We start from the raw sequence: 24,504 nt of genomic DNA, 5'->3' as shown, positions 1-24,504 counted from the left end.
CTATCTGTCCTCGCTACGCGAACCGATCGTCGGCCCGGTAAGCGCATCCGCCCATTCGCCGGCCTTTTCCTCGAAGTCCTCCCAGTCGCGCATGTCCTCGACGCCCCGATACATGGCGAACGGACGCAGCTTCTCGACATAGAAATCGACCAGCTCCTGCGGCCGGAACTTGTCCTTCTCGTAACCGTTCCAGTGGACGATCTGCTCTACCGGCCTGCGCCAGCGCAGCGAAACGTCCTTCTCGGGATAGCCGATCGGGATCGTTCCGTAGGCAATGAGCGGGTCGGGATAACCGAGCAATTCGGACAGCTCGCGATTGGTCGTCGCCTCGCCGCCGCCGGACAACCATGCCGACGTCAGCCCGCACGCGGTGACCGCGAGTTGGACGTTCTGGATCGCCGCGCCGATCGAGGCGAGCAGGATGTTCTCGTTGTTGGCGTGGTACTCGTCTTCCCAGTCCGAATCCGTGGCATTCGGAAACGACGCCTTCCAGCGCGGATCGCCGAGCACGACGACGATGGCGACCGTGTTGGCCAGATAGGTCTTCTTGACCGCCGGGAACCCCTTCACGTGGGCGATCAGCCGGTTCGACTGGCGCAGGAAGACCTCCAGCACCTTGTCCCGCATGTCAGGATCGTCGACGATCAGCACGTCGAAGCACTGTGTGTTGGCGCCAGTCGGCGCCCAGCGGGCTGCCTCGGCGATCCGCATCAGCGTGTCCCGGTCGATCCGGTGCCCCTTCTCGAAGCGGCGCACGCTGCGGCGTCGGCGCATCACATCTATCAGGGCATCGTAGTCGGCGGCGTGGTCTGCTTGCGCTACTGCTCGTTCGGACATGGGCGGTGCCCTCCCCCTGCTGGCTGCAAGAGGCTATGCGAGGGACGGCATGCCCGGCAACCGGGTCACTTCACAGATTGATTCAAGCGGCTGAGAATCCGATTCAATCGGCCGGCGGCGGCGAGCGCGAAAAGACGAGTCGGATGAATCGGATAGTCCGCGCCGTTAAAGCATCGATTCCGGACGTTCGCCCTCGCGGCCGACCTCACAATCCGATTCAACTCTGCCGGCGTTCCTTCGCAGTTTCCATGAGCAGGAAGCCACGCGTGATGCGCTGGAACAGACTTTTGACCCCGGGGGCTCGCCCCGCCAAAGCCGGCGGAAACGGGCGGCCAAGGATCGCACGGGGTGACGGGCGGGCGGGCTTGTAATAGACCAGTCTGACCCATCGGCCAGGATCGGGCAGCGGCATGGCTCAGCTGGAAAAGAAGCATCAGATCAATCTCTGGTACGCGCTCGTCGCGCTCGCGCTCCTGCTCCTGTTCCAGGGCTGGTACACGACCTGGAAGACGGTCGAGCCGATCCCTTACTCCGAATTCGAACAGTATCTGAAGGACGGGAAGATCGCGGAGGTCGAAGTCCGCAAGGAGCAGCTGTTCGGCAAGTTCGCGGAACCGGAGGACGGCCGCACCTATTTCATCACCAACCGGGTCGACCCGGCCGTCGCGGAGCAACTCGAGAAATACAAGGTCAAGTTCGACGGACGGGTCGAGGACACGTTCCTGTCGAACCTCCTGTCCTGGGTGCTGCCGGTCCTGCTGCTGTTCGGGCTGTGGGCGTTCTTCATCCGCCGCTTTGCCGACAAGCAGGGCTTCGGCGGGCTGATGACCGTCGGCAAGTCCAAGGCCAAGGTCTATGTCGAGCGCGACACCAAGGTGACGTTCAAGGACGTCGCCGGCGTCGACGAGGCCAAGGACGAACTAAAGGAGATCGTCGCCTTCCTGCGCGACCCGGAGACCTACGGCCGGCTCGGCGCGCGCATCCCCAAGGGCATTCTCCTGGTCGGCCCGCCCGGCACCGGCAAGACGCTGCTCGCCCGCGCGGTCGCCGGCGAGGCCGGTGTTCCGTTCTTCTCGATTTCCGGCTCCGAGTTCGTCGAGATGTTCGTCGGCGTCGGGGCGGCGCGGGTGCGCGACCTGTTCGAGCAGGCGCGCAAGGCCAAGCCGTGCATCATCTTCATCGACGAACTCGACGCACTGGGCCGCGCGCGCAGCGCCGGCGGCGCCCTCGGCGGGCACGACGAGAAGGAGCAGACGCTGAACCAGCTCCTGGCCGAGCTGGACGGCTTCGATCCGTCCGAAGGCATCGTCCTGCTCTCGGCGACCAACCGGCCGGAAATCCTCGACCCGGCGCTCCTGCGCGCCGGGCGCTTCGACCGGCAGGTGCTGGTCGACAGGCCCGACAGGCCCGGCCGGCTGGCGATCCTTCAGGTCCACATCAGGAAGCTGAAGGTCCTCGCCGAGGATGTCTCGCTCGACCAGATCGCGGCGCTGACGCCAGGCTTCACCGGCGCCGACCTCGCCAACCTCGTCAACGAGGCGGCCCTTCTGGCCACCCGCCGCGGCGGCGACCAGGTGACGATGGCCGACTTCACCAATGCCATCGAGAGGATCATCGCCGGGCTGGAGAAGAAGAGCCGCGTGCTCAACGAGCACGAACGGCGCGTCGTCGCGCATCACGAGATGGGCCACGCCCTCGTCGCCGCCACGCTGCCCGGCATGGACCCGGTGCACAAGGTCTCGATCATCCCGCGCGGGGTCGGCGCGCTCGGCTACACCATCCAGCGGCCGACCGAGGACCGATTCCTGCAATCGACGGCGGACCTGGAGAACCGCATGACGGTGCTGATGGGCGGGCGCGCCGCCGAGCACATCGTCTTCGACGAGATTTCCACGGGGGCCGCCGACGACCTAGCCAAGGTGACCGATATCGCCCGGCGCATGGTCACGCGCTTCGGCATGGCCGGCGAAATCGGCCAGGTGGTCTACGAAGAGGAACGTCAGGCCTTCCTCGGCGAAACCTACGGCGCCTTCCAGACGCGCGAATACTCGGAGGAAACCGCCCGCGAGATCGACGTCGCGGTCAAGACACGCGTCGAAAACGCATTCCAGGACGCGATCAGGATCCTCACCGAACGGCGCGGCGATCTCGATGCCGGGGCGCGGCTCCTGCTCGAACGGGAAACGATCACCGCGGCCGATTTCGCGCCGATCAGGGGCAAAGTGCCCGCCGGCGAGGCGGCGGAAGAGGAAACGCCGAAGGTCGGCATGGACGACAAGTTGCGGGTCGACTGAAGCGCCGGCGCACCGGCCGCCTATCCTTTTCGCATGACTGCCTTGCGGCTCGGTCAGATTGTCGCAGGCGCTCCCGGCGTCTAAACCAGTTCCATGGTTCCCACCTTCAGTCCAATGCCCGCCCCATGGCCGCCAGCGGGCACCTGATCGCAACCACCAAGACGCTCGCCACCGTCGCCGTCGGCGCGGCGGCGGGCTGGGCGACGTCGGAAGCCGGGCTGCCGCTGCCGTGGATGATGGGTCCGATGCTCGTCGTCGGCCTGATCGGCATCGCCGGGATCCAGCTCAATGGCCACAGCGTCCACGTGCCCATGTGGCTTCGCACCATGATGGTGCCGATCATCGGCGTGATGCTCGGCTCGGGCTTCACGCCGGCGGTCGTCGCCGGGATGCGCGAATGGTGGATCACGCTGTCCGCGCTGGTCGTCTACATCGTCGCGACCTCCGGCCTGGTCTACCAGTTCTATCGACGCGTCTACCGGTTCGACCCGGCGACCTCCTATTTCGCCTCGATCCCGGGCGGTCTGATCGACATGGCGATCATCGGCGAGGGCCAGGGCGGCGACGGGCGGACGATCTCGCTGATCCATTTTTCCCGGATACTGATCTCCGTGATCGCACTGCCCTTCCTGATGCGGCACATCTATACGCCGACCGGGCCGACGAGCCTGGTGCCGGACGGGAGCGCAACCATGGAACTGCGCGACCTGGTGCTGTTGGGGGGCTGCGCCGTGGTCGGTTATTTCGGCGGCAGGCTCATACGCCTGCCCGGCGCGCAGATCTCGGGCCCCCTGGCGCTCAGCGCCATCCTGCACGCCACCGAGATCACCGTGGCGAGCCCGCCGGTCTGGCTGATCATATTCGCCCAGATCGTCGTCGGCTCAGCGCTCGGCGCCCGCTTCGCGGGCGTATCCATCAAGGCCGCCGGCAAGCTGATGGTCGCGGCGATCTTCGCGACCATGATCATGTTCTCGATGACGCTCGTCTCCGCCCTCGCCCTGTCGCAGTTCGTCGACGAGCCGCTGGCCGCCCTGATCCTCGCCTATGCGCCGGGCGGCGTCACCGAAATGAGCCTGATCGCCCTGTCACTCAACATCGGCGTCGCCTTCATCACGAGCCACCATATCGCGCGCATCGCGCTGTCGATCGGGTTGATGCCGTTCCTGTGGCGGCACGTCGTCTCGAAGCGGGTAGACGAGGCCTGAATACAGCGCCTACCGCGCGCGATCCGGGCCGCTCGGGAATTGTCGACATCGATTTTCAGGAAACCTAGAACTTCCCGCCCGTCCGGAAGCCGCCGCCGCCGCGGAAACCGCCTCCGGTGCGGAAACCGCCGCGACCAAAGCCGCCACGGCCGAATCCGCCCGATGAGCCCGACCGGCGCGGCTTGAAGATCGAGCCGCCGCCGGGCGCCCGCCCCCAGGGGCCTGGTCGCGACGGGCCGTCGGAGTACTTGCCGCGCCGACGCATTTCCGCCCATACGGCCGCCCCGGAGATGACACCGCGCAGAAGCTCCTTCAGGAAATCCTCGACCATGTCGTCGTCGAATTCCCAGCGGTCATCGTCGTAGCGTTCGCCAACGAAACGGCCGCGGACCTCCTGCAATTCTCCGAGCTTGTTCTCGAGATCGCGCTCGACCTTGCGGCGGCGGTCGAGATCGTGCTCCAGATCCTCGATATCGTCGCGCAAATCGTCGATCGTCTCGACGAGCCGCTCGTCGGTGGGATCGGGCGTCAACAGCGCGGCGCGGTGAAGCTGCTTCAGGCTCGTGTCCTGCAAGGCACCAACGATCGTGTCGATCGCCGACCTCGATGCCTCGTCCTCGCCGCGATTGACGGCCGCACGCTTGGTCTCGAGCGCCGTGCGCACGCCTATCTGCTCGTTCAGCCGTTCGGCGACTTTCGCAAGCTCCGCCTCGTCGGCATCGACATTCTCGTCAAGTCCGAGAATGCCGGCCTCGCCCCGCTTCTCGCTTTCGAACGCAACGAGACGCCTGGCTTCGTCGTCGGCCGCCTCGCGCGATCGCACGGCATGCTCGCCGAGGCGCTCGGGAAGCTCGAGCAGCATGTGATAGTTCGGCCGCGCGCCGTGATAGCGCACGAGACGCGCGACCCAGGCATCGAGCATGCGGGCAAGCCCGCGCCCGCCGTAGTCCGAGGTGCCATAACCGCGCTTCCACAGATACATGAAAAGCGGGTCGGCTTCGTAGGGCGCGCCCTTCTCGATACGGTCGTCCTTGGCGAGTTCCGCCTTGCGCTCCGCCTCGACGGCAACCTTCTCGGCGGTTTCGACGGCGGCGATGCGTTCCAGGTAGGATGCATCGTCCTTCAGCCTTTCGAGGAGTTCCGCGTCCTTCGCATCGACCTGCGCGCGCAGGTCGGTGATGCGCCGGGAGAGGCGATCGCGGTCGGCTTCCAGGGCATCGATCTCCGCGGAGGCCAGCTCTATCTCCTGGGCGAGGTTGGCGAGCGCGGAGTCCCGAGCGGACCTGAGCCGCTGGATCTCGGCCTGCGCGCGATCGAGCCGGCCACCGAGCTCGGCATCGCCGTCCTGGCCAAGCCGGAAAGCCGCCAACGCGCGGAAGGCCTCGATTTCTTTCTCGCGCAGCGCCGCGATCCGCTCGGCCATCCGGGATATCTCGGCGGTGAGTTTCTCCTCCTCACGGCGCAAGCCGGCGATTTCGCGATCGATGCGCTCAAGCGTCTTGCGGCCCTTCGACATCGCGCGCGCCTACCACTCGGTGATCACGCCGCCGCTGACCGGCATGGCGTAATCGGGTTCGAGGGTGCCCCGGCGCTTGGCGCCGAGGATGTCCTCCTGGATGATGCCGTCGTCTTCCTTGTCCCGACGCACGCTGTTGAAGGTGGACTCGGGCACGCGGACGCCCCATTGGGTCACGGACTCGGCCTTTCCGGTTTCCTCGTTGGTCACGGAGACCGTCACCGGCTGCGCTCTGCGGTTGAGCGCCTCCACGACCAGGTAATAGTTGCGGGCGTCCGGATTGGCCTCGGGGATGCGCCACAGGCCGGAGGTCGCACCGGGGCGGGAGACGATCCGCAGGACATATTCCTGATCGAGCCGGTCGCGCAGATCCTCGAGCTGGGCGACGGCCGACCGGGCGCCGTCGAGATCGTCCTCGGCCAGGGCCTTGTCGCCGTCCGCCTGGATCGACTGGGCCATCTGCTTGGCTTCCGGCACCTGCGATCCTGATTCAATCGCGGCGGACAAGTTCTTGAGCCGCTTGGGCAAAGTCTGCGTCAGCTCTATCTGCCGCGCTTCGGCACGCTGCTCTGCAGGCACGGTCACGAGGAAATGCCCGGCGCCCCAGGCGATCGCGACCGCGGCGACGATGCCGAGCGCCGCCTTGCCCCAGGCGCGGCGGCGCACGTAGAGCCTCGCCAGGGATACGGAGAAGCTCGGCTCGGGCGGCGTGTAGACGAAACGCTGCTCCTTCAGCGCCTTGACGCCCTCCGCCAGGATCGCGTCCGTCACCTCGATACCTTGCGAGGCATAGATCTCGCGCAACCGCACGATCAGCTGGCGGTCGCGCTCCTCCTCGTTCAGCTCGCGCGCGACGAGATTCTCGCGATGGCGCAACGTGTCGACCACGTCCATCGCGAGCATGACCTCTTCGAGGGGTCGCTTCTGTTTCGGTGCAGGATCAGCCATTGCGCCCAGTCCGTTCCGCTGAGGCTCTCAACTCACCTCAAACGGGGGTCGGTTCGTCACGCCAGTGTCTTCCCCTCGGCCGCGAGCTTGGCGAGCCGGCGCTTGCCGTCCTCCACCGCGTCGCGAATCTCCTGGGAATTCTGGGTGGCGAGCTTGCGCATCTCCGCGATGATCTCGGTAGACCGCTCCTGGAAGCCGATCACGGAATCGACAAGGCTCTTCACCGCGTCGGCACGCACCGTCGGGCCGTAGCCGGCCTTCAGCGCGGCTTCCTGCACCTGATTGCCGATCTCGCCGAGCGTTTCCAGGCTCTTGGACACGCCCTCCTTCATCGCATCTAGCGTCTTGGTCGACTCATTCAGGCCGAACAGGCCGGTGAACGAGGCCTTCAGCGCGGTGAGCACCGTCTCGTTGGTGGAGAAGAAACTGATCGCCTGCTGATAGACCCGCTCCTTGGCGTTGGTCGTCTGCATCAGGCGGGCCATCACCACTTCCGAGGTGTTGTAGCCGATGGTCAGGTTGTCCGAGAGGTCCTTGGCGACCTGGTAGCGCTTGTCCTCGTCCTGCATCGCACGCATCTTCTCGTCGCGGTCGAGCTCGAGGCGCGCGCGTTCGGCGGGCTCCACGTCGGTCGCCGCGGCGACATTGGCCGAGGCTTCCTCCAATATCTTCCCGGCCGCATCGAGCTTCTCCTCGGCGGCCTTCAGGACCTCCAGCGCCAGCACCTCGGCGTTCTTAAGGGCACCGCGGAAATCGCTGTAGGCTTCCTGGATGACGTGCTCGCGCTCGATCTGGTCCTTGGTGTCGCGGGCAACGTCCAGATAGCTCTCCCGAATGTCATCGAACCGGTCGGCGATATCGCCGCGGCTGACCTTCATCCAGACGTTCTGCACCCGCTCCCAGGAACTGATCGTGCCGTCGGAGAGCTGATCGACCATCCCCTTCGCGTCGTCGCGGATGGAATCGAACGACTTGGTGATGTCGTCGTAGCGCTCGCCGATGTTCATCGCCGCAATCTGCTCGCGCACCACCTCGTTGAAGAACGAGGCCTGCTGCAGGGTCCGGGCAATGACCACGGTTTTCTCCGGCGCAAGATCGGAGATCTTGTTCAGCAGCGCGACGATCGGCGCTTCCTCGCCTTCCTTCGGCACCAGACCGATATCGCGAAGGGCTCCCATTGCGCGATCGAGATACTGCATGGGCGTCAACGACGCCGACTGGCCCGTCGTCTCGTTCATAACTCACTCCCTCTCTAGCCGTCCGCCTCGAAACCGTCGGTCCGGGTCCGGTAATTTAGTGTCATCCGTCGCCAAGAATAAGACGCGACGGCCCGATTTCACCGCAAATATGGAACTTTTTCACCTTATTTGGTGACATACTGGCGCGATGCTGGATCTACCGCTCCTTTTCATCCTGATCAGCTCGGCGCTGCTGGTGCTGGCCGTACTGACCAGCCTGATCGCGTTCCGCATCGGCGCGCCGCTGCTGCTGCTGTTCCTCGGAATCGGCCTGCTGGTCGGGGTGGACGGTCTCGGGCTGTCCTTCGACAACGCACCGGTCGCCTACTTTATTGGTTCCGTCGCACTCGCGGTGATCCTGTTCGATTCGGGCTTCAACACCCGTTTCGAGACGGCAAGCCGCGCCCTGTGGCCATCGTTGACGCTGGCCACCATCGGCGTGCTGCTCACCACGGCGCTCGTCGGCCTGGTCGTCCACGTGCTGGCCGGCCTGTCGTGGCGGGCCTCGTTGCTGCTCGGCGCCATCGTCAGCTCGACGGACGCCGCCGCCGTCTTCTTCCTGCTGCGCGTCGGCGGCATCAAGATCCGCGAGCGGGTGCGCGCGACGCTTGAGGTGGAATCCGGCTCCAACGACCCAATGGCGGTCTTCCTGACGGCAACGCTGGTCGACATGATCATCGCCGGGCCGGACACCGGCGCACCGGTGATCGCATTCCTGGAAGCCTTCGTCAGGCAGATCGGCTTCGGCGCCGTGGCCGGTATCGGCGGAGGCTGGCTGATCGCCACCACCATCAACCGTCTGAGGCTCGAGCCGGGCCTCTATCCCGTTATCGTGCTCGGCCTGGCGCTTCTCATGTTCGCGCTGGTCAGCCTGTCGGGCGGCAGCGGCTTCCTGACGGTCTATCTCGCCGGCATGATGACCGGCAATCTCGGTCGTCAGGGCATGCCGCTCCTGCGCAGGTTCCAGGACGGGCTGACCTGGCTCTCCCAGATCGGCATGTTCCTGATCCTCGGCCTGCTGGCGACGCCGTCCGAATTCGGTAAGATCTGGGTTCAGGGCATCGTCGTGGCGCTGTTCCTGATGCTGGTCGCCCGCCCCCTGGCCGTTTGGCTCTGCCTGCTGCCCTTTCGTTTCACCCGCGAGGAGACGGCGTTCATCTCATGGGTGGGGCTGCGCGGCGCGGTGTCCATCCTGCTCGCGATCCTGCCGATGATGGCGGCGATCCCCGCCGGCCAGGCATTCTTCAACATCGCTTTCATCGTCGTTCTGACTTCCATGATGCTGCAGGGGTGGACGATCCGGCCGGTGGCGAAAAAGCTCGGCCTCGTCGTGCCGCCGGATATCGGACCGGTCGAGAAGGTCGAGCTTGAACTGCCCGGCCGTGCGACGCACGAGCTCGTCGCCTACCACATCGTCGAGGACAGCCCGGTGGCGACCGGCGAACGCATTCCCCGCTGGGCGCGCCCGTCGCTGGTCGTGCGCGACGGACGGTCGATGAAGCCGCTCGAGGCCGGCCCGCCGCAAGTCGGCGACTACGTCTACATCTTCACCGCGCCGCGCTATATCCGCCTCCTCGACCGCCTGTTCGCCAGCGCGGTGGCTCTCGATGAAACCGACCGCGTCTATTTCGGCGATTTCGCCCTCGACGGTAAGGCGCGCATGGCCGACATCGCCCGCGAATACGGAGTCACGCTGCCGGAAGCCCCCGGCGAAACGACGCTCGCGGATTTCCTTACACGAGAATTCGGCAGCGAACCGCGACGCGGCGATCGCATCCTGCTCGGGCCGATCGAGCTGATCGTGCGCGACATCGGCGATGACGATGACATCGAGACGGTGGGACTCAGCCTGGCGCCGGTCGAGCCGACGGGCCGGCGCCTACCAATGTTCTGGAATATCGACGAGATCGAGGAAGGCCTGTGCCAGCGCTACGCGCGCTGGAAAATGTGGCGCATGGCGGCAAAGGCCGCCAAGGCGAGCGCCGCCGCTGCGACCGACGCAACGGGCGAGGCGAAGAACGCACCGGAGCCCGCGAGGATCGAAGCGACAAAGGACGCGTGATGGCCGAATTACACGAAACCCATAGACGCACGACATTGGGAGCGGTTTAACTCGCGCCCGGGCTGGTCCATGATCGGCATTCGTCAACAACGCGACAAGCGCTGCCCGGCAGCGAACGGAGATCCATGAAGCCTCTCACGATCCTCCTGCCCGCCCTGTTCGGGCTCACGGCCCTCCCCGCGACGGCCCAGCCGGTCGATGTCGACCACGGCCGGGCCCTGGCGGAAACCTGGTGCATCAACTGCCACGTCATCGACCGCGAGCAGACGAAACCCGTGCCGGCCGGTCCGCCGTCGTTCCCGGCGCTGGCCGACAATCCCGACGCAACCGAAGAGCGGCTGGCGAGCTTCATGCGCATGCCGCACCCGCCGATGCCGAACATGTCGCTGACCAATATCGAGGTGCAGGACCTCGTCGGCTACATCCGGAGCCTGAAGCAGTAGGGCTCCCGCAGGCAGCCGATATCAGCCGATGCTGGCAAGGCCCGGGAAGGTCTCGAGAAGCCAGTAGGACAACGCCGCCATCTGGCCCGTGAGGAACATGATGCCGGTCAGCACCAGCAGCGCGCCCATCGCCTTTTCGACCTTGCCCATCTGCGAGCGGAACCGGCGCATCAGCGCCATGAACGGGCCGGCGAACAGAGACGCGAACAGGAACGGCAGGCCGATGCCGAGCGAATAAACGGCGAGCAGCATCGCACCGTCCGCCACCGTATCCTCGGTTCCGGCCACGAACAGGATCGCCGCCAGCACCGGCCCGACGCATGGCGTCCAGCCGAAGGCGAAGGCGATGCCGACAAGGAATGCACCGACAAGCCCGGCGGGACGGCGCTCCACGTGGATCCGCGCCTCCTGGTAGAGCAGCCCGATGCGGAAGACGCCGAGGAAATGCAGGCCCATCACGATGATGATGGCGCCGGCGATGTAGCCGAAGATATCCAGATAGCTCATCACCACGCGGCCGATAACCGAGGCGCTGGCCCCGAGCACGACGAAGACCGTGGTGAAGCCGAGAACGAAGGCCAGGGAGGCCAGGAAAACCTTGAGGCGCGGCACCCGCGTCCGACCCTCTCCGGTCAGCTGGTCAAGGGTGACTCCTGCCAGGAAGGTCAGATACGGCGGTACCAGTGGCAGGACACACGGGGAGACAAAAGACAGCAGCCCGGCGACGAAGGCGCCCCAGATGGTGATGTCCAGCCCCATTAACCTGCTCCCGATGTGAGTCCACGAACGCTCGCAACCCGTTGCCGGGATACTATATACCGTGGCACTTCCGAATACCGGAGGGCGGCACGCCGCCTCAATGACCTATGTTGCTACGGATCGTCACATTCGCTCTCGGACTCGTGATCGCCGCGCCGGCAATCTCGGCCGAGCTTCTGATGTTCGAGGACGATGGCTGCGTATGGTGCGCGCGTTGGGATGCGGAGGTCGCCCCCGACTACGCCGAAAGCCCGCAGGGGCAGATCGCACCGCTGAGGCGCCTTGACCTGCGTCGCGACCCGCTGCCCGACGATCTGGAGCTGAAGAGCCGCGTCCGCTACACGCCGACCTTCGTCCTTGTCGACGACAACCGCGAAGTCGGGCGGATCATGGGGTATCCCGGCAAGGACATATTCTGGACCCAGCTCGACGACCTGATCGCCCGTATCGAGCCGGACGAAAACCGCCCGTCCTTGACCACGGCAGCGGCCGCGCCTTATCAAGCCGGCGTGTAATTTTCGGTTCACAACAGCTCGAAAGCCGCCATGGCCCTCCCCGCGACCGCTTCCGATCCGCAATCCGATGCGCTGGACAAGATGTTCGCCAGCGCCAGGCAGGCAAGCAGCCTGCTGAAATCGCTATCGCACGAAAGTCGGCTGCTGATCCTGTGCATCCTTTCGGGCGGCGAGAAAACCGTAACCGAACTGGAATCAATGCTGGCGTTGCGCCAGCCGACCGTGTCGCAGCAGCTATCGCGGCTTCGAATCGACGGTCTGGTCGAGACGCGACGCGAGGGCAAGGCGATCTACTACCGCCTTGCGAGCGAGGACGTGAAACGGGTAATCTCGGTCCTGTACGATATCTATTGCGCCGTTCCGGCGACCGAGGAAACAGCTGACTGACCAGTGCCCGTGCGCCGATTTGTCGTATTTCCCTTTGATCACACGGTCGTAAAAATGGCGCCAATGATAATCATAAGCAGTCGGAACCAGACCTTGGATGACCCGACAACGATCCCCCGGACACGAACAAGGAGTGCCTAATGATCAGGCGTATCGTTCTCGCCGCCGCCGCCGCCGCCGTGCTTGCCCTGCCGGCTCATGCCGACGGCGATGCCGAGAAGGGCGAGAAAGTCTTCAAGAAGTGCCGTGCCTGCCACGAAGTCGGTGAAGGCGCGAAGAACAAGGTCGGCCCATCACTGAATGGCGTGATCGGCCGCACCGCAGGGACCGGAGCGGATTTCAAGTATTCGGACGCGATGATCGAAGCCGGAGCCGGCGGACTCGTCTGGACCGACGACACGCTGGAAGAATACCTCACCAAGCCGAAGGACTTCATCCCCAAGAACAAGATGGCTTTTGTCGGCCTGAAGAAGGAAGACGAGATCGAGGACGTCATCGCCTACCTGGAGCAATACTCCCAGTAGGACGCGACCGCTCTACGAATTGTGAAAGGCGCCGTGGGATTCCGCGGCGCTTTTTTGTGCCGTTCTAGGCTCAGCGCCGAACGGCAGCGCCCGCCTTGGCAAGGACCGGCTCGTTGGTGACACGGACCGCGACCTTGCGCCCCCTGGTCCCGTCGTCCTTGTCATAGGGCAGCCCCATGATCGCGGCCCCCATCGCGGCGCTGCCGATGGTGATGACAAAGCCGATCATCAGCATGGCGATGGCGACGACGGGATCACGGTCTTCCATGATCAGGCGGCCGAGCGCGTGCGCGTCGGTCAGAATCAGCGCCGTGACGACAAGAACCGCGACGGACGCCCCGATCGCGAGATGAAGCGCCAAGAACCGCAGAAGCGAGGGCTGGCCGCGCCGCGATCCGTCCTTTGGCGATGGCAGGGGATTGATCCGGGCCATTGCGATCCTCGTTTGCGTTGATGCGACGATAATCGGGTTTTGCGCCGACCAAGGAAAGGCGTCGACTGGTCGCACCCCCGGCGCGCGGACCTAACCACGGGTTCCACCCCGGGGCGACGCCGCGGCGACATTGACCCTTTGCCGCCCCGTCTATATATCGATAAAACATATGCTCGACAGACATATGCTCGCCCGATATATAAACAGACCTTACGAAGAGGGTATGAGAGAATGAACGCCCGCACGCTATGCCTCGCGATCCTCAATTTCGGCGAGGCGACCGGCTACGAGATCCGCAAGCAGTCGATCGAAGGCGATTTCAGCTATTTCGTCGACACGAGCTTCGGCGCGATCTATCCCGCGCTGAACCGGCTGACCGAGGAAGGGTTCGTCGAATGCCGCGACGAGGTTCAGCCCGGCAAGCCCGCGCGGAAGGTCTACTCGATCACGCCGGCCGGGCGTGCCGCCTTCGTCGATGCGCTGCACCAGTCCGTCGAGCCCGATATCTTCAAGTCGCAGTTCCTGCTGGCGTCCACGTGCTCCGCCTATATCGAGCCGGCCCACATGGCACGGTTGATCGAAGAACGGGTCGCCCAGCTCGACCGCATGCTCGAGACGATCCGCTCGCTCGAGGCCCAATGCGACGATCCGGGCATGCGCTGGACCATCGGCTACGGTCTGGCGGTCTATGAGGCCAGCCGCGCCCATCTGATCAAGAACCGCGACGCGCTGATTGCCAGTGCCGGCACCGAGATCGCCACCGAAACCGCCGACGCGACCGAAGCCGCCGTATAGGCGCCGGAGACCAATCCCATGCGAAAATCGTATATCTGGGCCGTCGTGATCACCGTGGCGATTGCCGGCTGGCTGGCGTCCGGAGAGGTCATCGTCGGCGGCCAGGGCAATACCGCCGTCACCGAACCCGACGCGCAGGACGGCAGCCTTTCGGCCGATACGGACGCATCCGGCAACGAAGCAAAGCCGTTCCGCGTTCGCGTCGGCACCCTCGCCTCGGTGGACCGCACGGCCGAGCTGAAAGTCCGCGGCCGCACCGAGGCGGCCGAGCGCGTGACTCTTCGGGCGCAGACGCCGGGCCTCGTCGAAGAAATTCCGGTCAGGAAGGGCCAACAGGTCGCGACAGGCGACGTGATCTGCAAACTCGAAGCCGGCAGCCGAACGGCTAATATCCTGCGCGCCGAGGCCGGGCTCGCCCAGGCCGAACTCGACCACGACGCGGCCAGCAAGCTCAACGAGAAGGGCTATGCCGCCGAAACGCGGGTGCGTGCCGCGAAGGCCGCCATGCACGCGGCCAGGGCGGTGCTGTCGGAGGCGCAGCTCGACCTGGAGCGCACGGAAATCAAAGCCTCGTTCGACGGGGTCGTCGATGACCTGCCCGCCAAGATCGGCACCCTGCTCAGCGTCGGCGACCCGTGCGCCGAAATCGTCGCCGCCGACCCGATGCTGGTCGTCGCCCAGGTTTCGGAGCGCGACGTGGGCCGCATCGCGCCCGGCATGGCAGGTTCGGCGCGGCTGGTTACCGGCGACACGGCCGAGGGCACGCTCCGGTTCGTGGCGACTTCGGCCGACGAAGCGACCCGGACGTTCCGCATAGAACTGTCGGTTTCCAATCCCGACGGCCGGCTGCGCGACGGCGTTACCGCCGAAATCGCCATTCCGCTCGAAACGACCAAGGCGCACCGGTTCTCGCCGGCGATCCTGACCCTCGACGACAAGGGCGTCATCGGCGTGCGCACGCTCACCGACGGCAATCGGGTCGCCTTCATGCCGGTCCAGATCCTGGGCAACGAGGACGGGACCGTGTGGGTCTCCGGCCTGCCGGACACCGTCACGATCATCACCGTCGGCCAGGACTACGTCAAACCGGGCGAACGCGTGGAGCCGGTTTTCGAAACGGCCTCCACCAGTGCGCAGACGGGGAACGCCTCCCAATGATGCAAGCCCTCGCCGCCATCCTAGGGCACACACGGACGGTCCTGACGCTGCTGGTCGCGATGGTGATCGCCGGCATGATCGCCTATGCCAGCCTGCCCAAGGAAGCCAATCCCGACGTCGATGTTCCGGTCTTCTACGTCTCGGTGACGCAGCAGGGCATTTCGCCCGAGGACGCCGAGCGGCTGCTGGTGCGTCCGCTGGAGACGCGCCTGCGCGGCCTCGACGGGATCAAGGAGATCACCGGAATCGCCAGCGAAGGCTACGGCGCGATCCTGCTCGAATTCGACATCGATTTCGATAAGGACGCGGCCCTCGCCGACGTGCGCGCGAAGGTGGACCAGGCCAAGGCGGATCTGCCGGCCGAAGCCGACGAGCCGCAGGTCGCCGAGACTAATCTGTCGCTCCTGCCGACCGTCGTGGTGACGCTGTCCGGCGACGTGCCCGAACGCACCCTCCTCCAGCACGCCCGACGCCTGCAGGACGAGATAGAAGGCATTTCGACCGTCCTGGAGGCCAAACTCGTCGGCCATCGCGACGAGCTGCTCGAGGTCGTGATCGACGCCACCCGGCTGGAATCCTACGGCGTCACCCAGGAGCAGCTGATCCGGGCGGTGTCCGCCAACAACCAGCTCATCCCGGCCGGCTTCCTTGACCGCGGGTCGGGCAAGTTCAACGTCAAGGTGCCCGGGCTTTTCGAGACCGGCCAGGACGTGTTCGGCCTGCCGATCAAGGTCGATGGCGACGCGGTCGTGACGCTTTCCGACATCGCCGAGATCCGCCGCACCTTCCAGGACGCGACCGCCTTCAGCCGCTTCAACGGCGCGCCGGCGATCGCCATCCAGGTGATCAAGCGGACCGGCACCAACATCATCGACAACAACGCCGAGGTCCGTCGCATCGTCGCCGAGGCAACGGCCGACTGGCCGGACACGATCAAGATCGGTTTCACGCTCGACCAGTCCGAATTCATCGCCGAGGTGCAGAACTCGCTGCAGTCCTCGATCCTCACAGCCATCGCGCTGGTGATGATCGTGGTGGTGGCCGCGCTCGGCATGCGCTCGGCGATCCTGATCGGGCTCGCGATCCCGACGTCGTTCCTGATCGGCTTCCTGATCGTCGGCCTGATCGGCATGACGGTGAACATGATGGTCATGTTCGGCCTCGTGCTGACCGTGGGCATGCTGGTCGACGGCGCCATCGTCATCGTCGAATATGCCGACCGAAAGATGGCCGAGGGCCTGCCCCGCAATGAGGCCTATACGCGCGCGGCTCAACGCATGTTCTGGCCGATCTTCTCGTCCACCGCCACCACGCTTGCCGCTTTCCTGCCGATGCTTCTCTGGCCGGGAGTTGCGGGTGAATTCATGGCCTATCTGCCGATCATGGTGGTCATCATCCTGTCGGCAGCGCTGTTGACTGCGATGATCTTCCTGCCGGTTCTCGGCGGCCTCTTCGGCAAGACGTCGGCGCGCCCGAAGGATCTCGATCAGGCCCGCATGCTCGCCGGCGACAGCGATGTCGACTATTCGGATATCCGCGGCTTCACCGGCGTCTACGTCCGTTTACTCAAGGCGGTCGCCAGCCGGCCGCTCGGCCATGTCGCGGTCATCGTCGGCACCATCGGCGTCGCGTTCATGGTGTTCAGCTATTATGGCCAGCACAATGCCGGGGTGCAGTTCTTCGTCGACGAGGAACCGCAGCAGGTGGTCGTTCTGGTGCGCGGACGCGGCAATCTGTCGGCCGCGGAACAGCGCGACCTGGTCGACGAAGTCGAGCAGCAGATACTGGAAGTCTCCGGCATCGACGCCGTGTTCACGACGATCGGCAAGTCCGGCCCGGGCGGGGTCAATCCCGCCGGGGTGCAGGACAAGCCCAACGACGTCATCGGCGACATGATGATCGAGCTGTCGGATTACTGCTGCAGGCGCAAGGCCGAGGACATCTTCGCCGAGATCCGCGAGCGCACCGCGCCAATCGCCGGCATCATCGTCGAGATCCGACAGATCGACGGCGGCCCGCCGGTCGGCAAGGATGTCAGGCTCGAACTGACAGCCAACGACTACGAAACCGTCAAGGGCGCCGCGACGTTCGTGCGCAAGCACCTGGAAACCGAGGTGGACGGCCTGCGCGACATCGAGGACAGCAGTTCCCTGCCCGGTATCGAATGGGAACTGACGGTGAATCGCGAGGAGGCCGGCCGTTTCGGCGCCAACGTCGCCTCGGTGGGCGCGATGGTCCAGCTCGTCACCAACGGGATCCTGGTCGGCAAGTACCGGCCCGACGATTCCGACGACGAGATCGAGATCCGGGTCCGCCTGCCCGAGAGCGAGCGTACCATCGACCGGCTCGATACGCTGCGCATCTCGACACCGGCTGGCATCGTGCCGATCCGCAACTTCGTCGAGCGCGCCGCCCAGCCGAAGGTCTCGACGATCTCCCGGCAGAACGGCCGTTTCGCGATGGAGGTGAAGGCCAACGTCCTGAAGGAACAGGGTATTCTGCCAGACGACAAGGTTCGCGAGATCGGCGCCTGGCTCGACAAGCAGGATTTCCCGGTCGGCGTTTCCTACCGGTTCCGGGGCGCAGACGCCGAACAGAAGGAGGCGGAAGCCTTCCTCGGAAAGGCGGCGATGGCCTCGCTGTTCATCATGTTCGTGATCCTGGTCACCCAGTTCAACTCGTTCTACCAGACGCTCCTGACGCTCTCGACGGTGATCATGTCCGTCGTCGGCGTGCTGATCGGCATGCTGGTCACGGGCCAGAAGTTCTCGGTGATCATGACCGGCACCGGCGTGGTGGCGCTGGCGGGCATCGTCGTCAACAACGCCATCGTGCTCATCGACACCTACAATCACATGCACCGTGATCTCGGGATGCCGGGACTCGATGCGGTGCTGAAGACCTGCGCGCAACGCCTCCGGCCGATCTTGTTGACCACGATCACGACGATCATGGGTCTCGTGCCGATGGCCCTGCAGATCAACTTCGACTTCGTGAACAGGCTCATCCAGGTCGGCGGGATCACGTCGATCTGGTGGGTGCAGCTGTCGACGGCGGTGATCTTCGGCCTCGGCTTCTCGACCCTCCTGACACTGATCGTCGTGCCGACGATGCTGGCGATGCCGTCGGTTTGGGCGGAGAAATGGCAGGACTGGCGCGGCCGCCGCGGCGGGGCCCCGGCCAAGCGGGACGAGGAACCACCGCTTTCCGATGCCGGACCGGCCTTTCCGCAGGCGGCCGAGTAGCCTCCTCTACCCGTCCTTGGAGGACTTCGTGGCCGGGGCGGTTTCCCCGCCTCCGGCAGTCTTGCGGCCCGCCAGCTTGCGGTGCGCGTTAAAGGCGACAGGCAGCGACGCAAGATAGGCGACGGTGCCGATGGAGAGCACCTGCCAGGGGAAGGCGATCAGCAGCGCGACGATCAGGATGAACGCGACGAAGACGGGCAGGACCAGCTCGCTCGGCACGCGTTCGCCGAACTGCTTTCCGGAATAGGTCGGCAGACGCGAAACCATCAGGAAGCCGATCGTGAGTTCGTAGACGAGCACCGCGGGCGCACCGGCCTGAAACTCGGGAATGCCGGCAAGCTGCAAATAGACCGGCAGAAGCACGGTCAGTGCACCGGCGGGCGCCGGCACGCCGGTGAAAAACCGACCGGCCCAGGATGGCCGGTCCCGGTCGTCGAGCGCGACGTTGAAGCGGGCAAGCCTCAGCGCCACGCAGACCGCGAAGACAAGGCCGGAGATCCAACCGATATTGCCAAGGCCGTCGAGCGCCCAGGCATAGAGCAGGATCGAGGGGGCGACTCCGAAATTGACGAAATCGGCGAGGGAATCGAGCTCCGCACCGAAGCGCGAGGTCGATTTCAGGATGCGCGCCACCCGCCCGTCCAGCGCGTCGAGGACGGCCGCGAGCACGATCGCGGCGATCGCCACGTCGAACTTGTCCTCGAAGCTCATGCGGATCGAGGTCAGCCCCGAACACAGCGCCAGCAACGTGATCATGTTCGGCAATAGCTGGCGCACGGGCACACGGCTAAGCGCGCGGCGACGGCGGCTGCCCGGTTCGTCCGGGTCAAAAGGTGGAAACGGCATCGACATGGGGCGGACCTTACTTCAAAGGGCCGGCCGGGTCATGAACGAAGACGCTCATGTTACGCGGTAACTGCGCTCGCCGCCGGACGCCTTGGCGCCCTTGGCTTTGGGAAGCTCAGCGACCACGGTTTCACCGGCGATCGCCGTCTGGCCAACGGTGACGAGCGGCGTCGAGCCGCGCGGCAGATAGATGTCGACGCGGCTGCCGAAGCGGATGAGGCCGATACGGTCACCGGCCATCACGGCCTGGCCTTCGTGCGAGAAACTGACGATGCGACGGGCGACCAGACCGGCGATCTGGACGACGCCGATCGTCACGTCGCCATCCGTCTCGATCAGGAACCCGTTGCGCTCGTTGTCCTCGCTCGCCTTGTCGAGCTCGGCGTTGAGAAACTTGCCCGGCTTGTAGGCGATGCGGGCGATACGGCCCGTCACCGGCGCGCGGTTCACGTGAACATTGAAGACGTTCATGAACACCGAGATGCGCGGCAGCGGCTCGTCGCTCAGGCCCAGTTCGGGCGGCGGCACGGCGTCGGCCACGGACGACACCCGCCCGTCGGCACCGCTGACGACGAGATTCGGCGCAAGCGGGGTGACCCGGGGCGGGTCGCGAAAGAAATAGGCGACCCAGCAGCCGATCAGCACGACGATCCAGGCAAGCGGCGAGTCAAGCACGAACAGGATCAGCGCGGCGACGGCGCAGATCGCTATGAACGGATACCCCTCGCGATGCACCGGCACGAAGGCGTTACGGATCGCAGATACTATCGAATGGCTCATGCGTCGTTTTCCTCGTTGGCCGGAAGGTAGTCGACCCGGGCATGCCGGTTGATGTCCAGATAGCCTTCCGCGTCGCCTTCCACCGTTTCCTTGAGCCGCTCGGCGGCTTCGGCGGCCTCGCGCTGACGGTTCCACATGCCCGCATAGACGCCGCCTTCGGCGAGCAGCACATGATGGGTGCCCTTCTCGACGATGCGGCCCTTCTCAAGCACGATGATCTCGTCGGCGTCGATGATGGTCGACAGGCGATGGGCGATGACGAGCGCGGTGCGGCCGCGCGACACCGCGCCGAGCGCCGTCTGGATCTCCTTCTCGGTGTGGGTGTCGAGCGCCGAGGTCGCCTCGTCGAGGATCAGGATCGGCGGGCTCTTCAGGATCGTGCGGGCAATCGCCACGCGCTGCTTCTCGCCGCCCGACAGTTTCAACCCCCGTTCGCCGACCTCGGTTTCGAACCCCTCCGGCAGATGGGCGATGAAGCCGTCGATCTGGGCGAGTCGGGCGGCCTCTTCCACCTCGTCCCGGCTCGCCGAAGGACGGCCGTAGGCGATGTTGTAGTAGATCGTGTCGTTGAACAGCACCGTGTCCTGCGGAACCATGCCAATCGCGTGGCGCAGGGAATCCTGGGTCACGTCGCGGATATCCTGCCCGTCGATCGTCACGTTGCCGCCGGTGATGTCGTAGAAACGGAACAGGATGCGCGAGATCGTCGACTTGCCGGCCCCGCTCGGGCCGACGATGGCGACGGTGCGCCCGGCCGGCACCTCGAAGCTGATGCCCTTGAGGATCGGCCGGTCGGCATCGTAGTGGAAGTGCACGTCATCGAAACGGATTGTCCCCTCGCGGACCTGGAGGGGACGGGCGTCCGGCCCGTCGACAATCTCGGGGTTCTGGTCGAGCAGGTCGAACATCGTCTCGATGTCGACGAGCCCTTGCGTCATTTCCCGGTAGAGCGTGCCGAGGAAATTGAGCGGCATGTAGAGCTGGATCAACAGCGCGTTGATCATGACGAAATCGCCCGGGCTCTGGGTCCCCGCGACGACGGCGCGCGCCGACATGACCATGCACACGGTCATGCCGATGGTGAAGATCACCGCCTGCCCGCCGTTGAGGACGGCCAGCGACGTATAGGTCCGCGTCGCCGCCTTCTCGTAGCGCGCCATCGAGCGGTCGTAGCGCTCCGCCTCCATGCGCTCGTTGCCGAAATACTTGACCGTCTCGTAGTTCAAAAGGCTGTCGACCGCCTTGGAGCTGGCGTCGTTGTCGGAGTCGTTCATGACGCGGCGGATGGCGATGCGCCGGTTCGACGCCCAGACGGTGAAGGCGAGGTAAAGCGAAACCATCACGACCAGCACGGCGACATAGTTCATGTCGAACTGAAACGCGACGACGACGGCGACGAGGGTGAATTCGAGGATCGTCGGGATCAGCGACAGGATCGCCAGGCGGACGATGTCCTGGATGCCCTTGGTGCCGCGCTCGATGACGCGGCTCAGGCCGCCCGTGCGCCGCTGCAGGTGGAAGCGCAGCGACAGGGCGTGCATGTGCTCGAAGGTCTTGAAGGCGAGCACGCGCACGGCGTGCTGGCCGACCTTGGCGAACAGCGCATCGCGCAGCTGCGTGAACGCCGCCATCAGAATGCGGGAGACACCGTAGGCGATCACCAATGCCGCCGGAACGGACAGAAACGTCAGCCAGTCCGGCACTTGCGCGGCGAAGGTACCCGGCTCGGTCAGGGCGTCGACGGCCCATTTGTAGGTGTAGGGCACCAGCACGGTGATGATCTTGGCGGTGACCAGCATCAAAAGCGCGAAAACGGCACGCGCTTTCAGGTCGGGCCGGTCGACCGGCCAGATATAGGGCCACAGGTCCCGCAGCACCTCGATCGTCGACGCGTCGGCGCGCACCTGCCGACCGCTGGGGCGGGAGATTGGGGATTGCTTCACGTTTATCGGTCCGCCCGGTCGGGGAAAGCGGTTGTTTTGACGGTTCTATATAAGGCGCGAAACCGCCGGCGTCAGCCTTTCGGCCCCTCCTCGTCCTCCAGGACGGGGATCGTGAACACCTGACCCGGATAGATCAGGTGCGGGTTACGGATCTGGTTCCTGTTGGCCTCGTAGATCACCGTGTGGCGAACGCCCTGGCCGTATAACTTCCGGGCGATCCGCCAGAGATTGTCGCCGCGTGCGATGACCACGACCGAGGTGCCCGCCCCTTCGCCGACCGCGGTGCCGCCCTCGGCTGCTCCAGAACCGGAAGTGCGCGAGACGATGGTGACCTCGGAGCCTTCCGAAGCCCCTCCCGCGGCGCCCGAAACCGTCGGCTCGGCTGTCGGCCCGGTCGCTTCAGCGTCGGCTGCCGGGTCGCCTTCCGCGACGACCCGAACCCGGTCGAACTTCACCTGGGCGCGGCCCCGCACGGCACCGTCGGCGCCGATCGCGTCGGCACGCACCTCGTAGCGGCCGGGCGGCATCGGACGTTCGGCGGACAGCGTCCAGCGTCCGTCGGCGCCGGTTTCCACATCCGCGAGCCGTTCGTTGTTCATGTAGACGCGCACGGCCTGGCCCGCGCCGGCGCGGCCTCCCAGCATCAACCGGTCGGGATCCTCGACCTCCACCGTCTCGATCGCAATTTCGACGCCGGGAGCGGCCGGCTCGTCGCCGGCGGACTGTTCCGGCGTCGCGGCGGCGACCTGCTCGCCGGAGGCGGGCTGCTGGCCCCCAGGTTTCTGGTCTGCTGGCTCCTGGCCTGCTGGCTCCTGAGCCCCTGCTTGCTGGCTTCCTGGCTGCTGGGCCTGCTCGGCGCCGGGCTGCGCCGAGGTTCCGGCTTCGGCTGTCTGCTGCGGTTCGCCCCCGGCTTGTTCGGCTGCCGGCTGTTCCGCTCCCTGCTGTTCGGGCGCTGACTGTCCGGGCGCCTGCTGTCCGGGCGTCGATTCCGACCCGGCGGCCGGCTCCTGTGGCTTCACCTCTGCGGTGACGGTCTCCCCGGGTTCCGCCGTCGGGGTCTGCAGCACTTCCGTGGGCTGGCCGGGACGGGTGACGGCAACGAGCGGCGTCTTGTCCGCCCCTTCGATCACGACCGTCACACGGTCGCCCTCAACCATCCCGCCCGCGCCGGCCGGACCGGTGGCGCGCAGTGCCAGATCGTAGCTGCCGGGCTTGAGCGGCTCGTCGAACACCAGCGCCCATTCGCCGCCGGCATTGGCCTGGGCACTGGAGATCACGTCGTCGCCGAGCAGCAGCTCGATTCGCGCGCCGGCGGACGCACGGCCGGCGGCGACCACCTCGCCGGAGGGCTCGACACGGACGATATCGAAGCTCGGCGCGATCGCCTCGCCCGCCGTTGCCGCTTCCTGGCCCGCCCCGGCCTGGTCCACGGCCGGCGCCGCGGCCGTATCCGTGTCCTGCGTCCCGGCGACGTCGGAGCGGTCCGGCTCTTGCGTGGCGTAGTAGATGCCAAGACCACCCAGGCCCGCGACGATGAGGATCACGAGGATGGCAAGGATGAGTTTCTGCTGATGGCCCATGTAACCCGGCTCTCCGCGGGTGGACGAATTATCCTGCGGCCGGGCGTCCCCCTGCTCCGGCCCCGACTGCCGCAGGGTGACACGAAACTGGCGGCAATCGCGCGTAACTTGTTCATACCTCACCTATATTGTGCGAAGGGAAAGGACAAGTCCGCTCCGACTTGACGGATTCGCGGCGAAAAGGCCTCATACAGCGATGAGTGAGATCAAGAATATCTGCGTTTACTGCGGTTCCAGCGATGGCCGGGACCCTGTCTTCATGGAAACGGCCGACCGATTCGGCGAATTGCTCGTCGAAAACGGCATCGGCCTGGTCTATGGCGGCGGCAGCCTCGGGCTGATGGGCGCGGTCGCCCGCTCGGTGCTGCGCCACGGTGGCACCGTCACCGGCATCATCCCGGAATTCCTGGTCGAGCGCGAACGCATGCTGCGCGACGTGCAGACGCTGACGGTCACGCCGGACATGCACGAGCGCAAGCGGCTGATGTTCGAGCAGTCCGATGCCTTCGTCGCCCTGCCCGGCGGCATCGGCACGCTGGAGGAAACCGTCGAGATGCTGACCTGGTCGCAGCTCGGCCAGCACGCCAAGCCGGTGGCGCTCGCCAATATCGGCGGCTACTGGGACCCGTTGCGGGTGCTGTTCGACCACATGCGCCAGGAAGCCTTCATCCGCCGCGATCTCGACGTGGGCTATATCGTCGTCGAGAACATCGAGGACGTGATCCCGCATCTGCGCGAGGAAGCGGCAAAGGCCCCCAAGCCGGCGCTGACGGAAGCCCAGGTCGCCGAGCGGATGTAGCCGCGCCGCCCGGATTGCCCGGGCATGACGGGGAAACGCACCGCGGTTCGGCCTCTGGGCTCCGCCGTATGGGGTTCGGCCTCTGGGCTCCGGATCACGTCCGGAGCACGCGGCCTTGCTGTTGGGCACGGCCGTGCCACCCGAACAAACACGTGCCCTGGACGTGATCCAGGGCCCATGCAGCCTGCCCACGCGGC

Annotated in this window: 21 protein-coding genes; 11 read left to right on the top strand and 10 right to left on the bottom strand. The window is 65.7% G+C overall.

Going from position 1 to position 24,504, the window contains the following annotated elements:
- Nucleotides 1-837 (bottom strand): nitroreductase family protein, encoded by an 837-nt coding sequence (locus tag ACSF9G_RS08525; protein WP_436640504.1) that lies wholly within the window; start codon nucleotides 835-837, stop codon nucleotides 1-3.
- A gap of 419 nt (nucleotides 838-1,256) precedes the next feature.
- Between ACSF9G_RS08525 and ftsH the strand changes: the two genes are divergently transcribed.
- Both ftsH and ACSF9G_RS08515 read left to right on the top strand, forming a co-directional pair.
- Nucleotides 1,257-3,131: an ATP-dependent zinc metalloprotease FtsH gene (ftsH, locus tag ACSF9G_RS08520; protein ID WP_436642092.1), complete on the top strand. Its 1,875-nt coding sequence runs from the start codon at nucleotides 1,257-1,259 to the stop codon at nucleotides 3,129-3,131.
- A 125-nt stretch (nucleotides 3,132-3,256) separates the two neighbouring features.
- Nucleotides 3,257-4,336 carry an AbrB family transcriptional regulator gene (locus ACSF9G_RS08515; protein ID WP_436640502.1) on the top strand — a complete coding sequence of 360 codons (1,080 nt, stop codon included), beginning with the start codon at nucleotides 3,257-3,259 and terminating at the stop codon, nucleotides 4,334-4,336.
- A 64-nt stretch (nucleotides 4,337-4,400) separates the two neighbouring features.
- Here ACSF9G_RS08515 and ACSF9G_RS08510 read toward each other — a convergent pair whose 3' ends face one another.
- The 3 genes from ACSF9G_RS08510 to ACSF9G_RS08500 are packed head-to-tail and all read right to left on the bottom strand — an operon-like array spanning nucleotide 4,401 to nucleotide 8,038.
- A complete protein-coding gene (locus ACSF9G_RS08510; protein WP_436640500.1) occupies nucleotides 4,401-5,852 on the bottom strand; it encodes a coiled-coil domain-containing protein in 1,452 nt (483 codons plus the stop codon).
- A gap of 9 nt (nucleotides 5,853-5,861) precedes the next feature.
- Nucleotides 5,862-6,800, bottom strand: a complete 939-nt coding sequence (locus tag ACSF9G_RS08505) for a DUF6384 family protein (RefSeq protein ID WP_436640498.1) — start codon at nucleotides 6,798-6,800, stop codon at nucleotides 5,862-5,864.
- Nucleotides 6,801-6,856: 56 nt separating this feature from the next.
- Nucleotides 6,857-8,038, bottom strand: a complete 1,182-nt coding sequence (locus ACSF9G_RS08500; protein ID WP_436640496.1) for a cell surface protein — start codon at nucleotides 8,036-8,038, stop codon at nucleotides 6,857-6,859.
- Between the two features lie 148 nt (nucleotides 8,039-8,186).
- On the opposite strand from ACSF9G_RS08500, the gene ACSF9G_RS08495 reads away from it, so the two are divergent.
- Both ACSF9G_RS08495 and ACSF9G_RS08490 read left to right on the top strand, forming a co-directional pair.
- On the top strand, nucleotides 8,187-10,100 hold the full coding sequence (locus tag ACSF9G_RS08495) for a potassium/proton antiporter (protein WP_436640494.1): 1,914 nt from the start codon (nucleotides 8,187-8,189) through the stop codon (nucleotides 10,098-10,100).
- A gap of 125 nt (nucleotides 10,101-10,225) precedes the next feature.
- Nucleotides 10,226-10,543 (top strand): c-type cytochrome, encoded by a 318-nt coding sequence (locus ACSF9G_RS08490; protein WP_436640492.1) that lies wholly within the window; start codon nucleotides 10,226-10,228, stop codon nucleotides 10,541-10,543.
- 21 nt (nucleotides 10,544-10,564) lie between these two features.
- Here ACSF9G_RS08490 and ACSF9G_RS08485 read toward each other — a convergent pair whose 3' ends face one another.
- Nucleotides 10,565-11,302, bottom strand: coding sequence for a cytochrome c biogenesis CcdA family protein (locus ACSF9G_RS08485; RefSeq protein WP_436640490.1), 738 nt, complete (start codon nucleotides 11,300-11,302; stop codon nucleotides 10,565-10,567).
- Between the two features lie 179 nt (nucleotides 11,303-11,481).
- Here ACSF9G_RS08485 and ACSF9G_RS08480 point away from each other — a divergent pair, with 179 nt between their 5' ends.
- The 3 genes from ACSF9G_RS08480 to ACSF9G_RS08470 all read left to right on the top strand — a co-directional run bounded on the left by ACSF9G_RS08480 (nucleotide 11,482) and on the right by ACSF9G_RS08470 (nucleotide 12,728).
- Nucleotides 11,482-11,817 (top strand): hypothetical protein, encoded by a 336-nt coding sequence (locus ACSF9G_RS08480; RefSeq protein ID WP_436640488.1) that lies wholly within the window; start codon nucleotides 11,482-11,484, stop codon nucleotides 11,815-11,817.
- A 30-nt stretch (nucleotides 11,818-11,847) separates the two neighbouring features.
- A complete protein-coding gene (locus tag ACSF9G_RS08475; protein WP_436640486.1) occupies nucleotides 11,848-12,204 on the top strand; it encodes a metalloregulator ArsR/SmtB family transcription factor in 357 nt (118 codons plus the stop codon).
- A 140-nt stretch (nucleotides 12,205-12,344) separates the two neighbouring features.
- Entirely contained in the window at nucleotides 12,345-12,728 is a 384-nt protein-coding gene (locus ACSF9G_RS08470; RefSeq protein ID WP_436640484.1) for a c-type cytochrome, read from the top strand.
- Nucleotides 12,729-12,798: 70 nt separating this feature from the next.
- Here ACSF9G_RS08470 and ACSF9G_RS08465 read toward each other — a convergent pair whose 3' ends face one another.
- Nucleotides 12,799-13,161 carry a hypothetical protein gene (locus tag ACSF9G_RS08465; RefSeq protein ID WP_436640482.1) on the bottom strand — a complete coding sequence of 121 codons (363 nt, stop codon included), beginning with the start codon at nucleotides 13,159-13,161 and terminating at the stop codon, nucleotides 12,799-12,801.
- Between the two features lie 231 nt (nucleotides 13,162-13,392).
- Here ACSF9G_RS08465 and ACSF9G_RS08460 point away from each other — a divergent pair, with 231 nt between their 5' ends.
- Genes ACSF9G_RS08460 through ACSF9G_RS08450 form a run of 3 tightly spaced genes read left to right on the top strand, consistent with a single transcriptional unit; the run spans nucleotide 13,393 to nucleotide 18,359 of the window.
- On the top strand, nucleotides 13,393-13,956 hold the full coding sequence (locus ACSF9G_RS08460; protein ID WP_436640480.1) for a PadR family transcriptional regulator: 564 nt from the start codon (nucleotides 13,393-13,395) through the stop codon (nucleotides 13,954-13,956).
- Between the two features lie 18 nt (nucleotides 13,957-13,974).
- Nucleotides 13,975-15,114 carry an efflux RND transporter periplasmic adaptor subunit gene (locus ACSF9G_RS08455; RefSeq protein WP_436640478.1) on the top strand — a complete coding sequence of 380 codons (1,140 nt, stop codon included), beginning with the start codon at nucleotides 13,975-13,977 and terminating at the stop codon, nucleotides 15,112-15,114.
- Nucleotides 15,111-18,359 carry an efflux RND transporter permease subunit gene (locus ACSF9G_RS08450; RefSeq protein ID WP_436640476.1) on the top strand — a complete coding sequence of 1,083 codons (3,249 nt, stop codon included), beginning with the start codon at nucleotides 15,111-15,113 and terminating at the stop codon, nucleotides 18,357-18,359. The genes ACSF9G_RS08455 and ACSF9G_RS08450 overlap by 4 nt, the downstream gene beginning before the upstream one ends.
- 6 nt (nucleotides 18,360-18,365) lie before the next feature.
- On the opposite strand, the gene pssA is transcribed toward ACSF9G_RS08450, so the two are convergent.
- The 4 genes from pssA to ACSF9G_RS08430 all read right to left on the bottom strand — a co-directional run bounded on the left by pssA (nucleotide 18,366) and on the right by ACSF9G_RS08430 (nucleotide 23,508).
- Nucleotides 18,366-19,211, bottom strand: coding sequence for a CDP-diacylglycerol--serine O-phosphatidyltransferase (pssA, locus tag ACSF9G_RS08445; RefSeq protein ID WP_436640474.1), 846 nt, complete (start codon nucleotides 19,209-19,211; stop codon nucleotides 18,366-18,368).
- A 48-nt stretch (nucleotides 19,212-19,259) separates the two neighbouring features.
- On the bottom strand, nucleotides 19,260-19,985 hold the full coding sequence (locus ACSF9G_RS08440) for a phosphatidylserine decarboxylase (protein ID WP_436640472.1): 726 nt from the start codon (nucleotides 19,983-19,985) through the stop codon (nucleotides 19,260-19,262).
- A complete protein-coding gene (locus tag ACSF9G_RS08435; RefSeq protein ID WP_436640470.1) occupies nucleotides 19,982-21,928 on the bottom strand; it encodes an ABCB family ABC transporter ATP-binding protein/permease in 1,947 nt (648 codons plus the stop codon). Before ACSF9G_RS08435 ends, ACSF9G_RS08440 begins: the two co-directional genes overlap by 4 nt.
- A gap of 71 nt (nucleotides 21,929-21,999) precedes the next feature.
- Nucleotides 22,000-23,508, bottom strand: coding sequence for a LysM peptidoglycan-binding domain-containing protein (locus ACSF9G_RS08430; protein WP_436640468.1), 1,509 nt, complete (start codon nucleotides 23,506-23,508; stop codon nucleotides 22,000-22,002).
- A 196-nt stretch (nucleotides 23,509-23,704) separates the two neighbouring features.
- Here ACSF9G_RS08430 and ACSF9G_RS08425 point away from each other — a divergent pair, with 196 nt between their 5' ends.
- On the top strand, nucleotides 23,705-24,307 hold the full coding sequence (locus tag ACSF9G_RS08425; protein ID WP_436640466.1) for an LOG family protein: 603 nt from the start codon (nucleotides 23,705-23,707) through the stop codon (nucleotides 24,305-24,307).
- The last annotated feature ends 197 nt before the right edge of the window (nucleotides 24,308-24,504 follow it).

The organism is Microbaculum mangrovi (assembly GCF_051390635.1).
GTDB lineage: Bacteria > Pseudomonadota > Alphaproteobacteria > Rhizobiales > Tepidamorphaceae > Microbaculum.
This window is presented reverse-complemented; position numbering and strand designations above follow the sequence as displayed.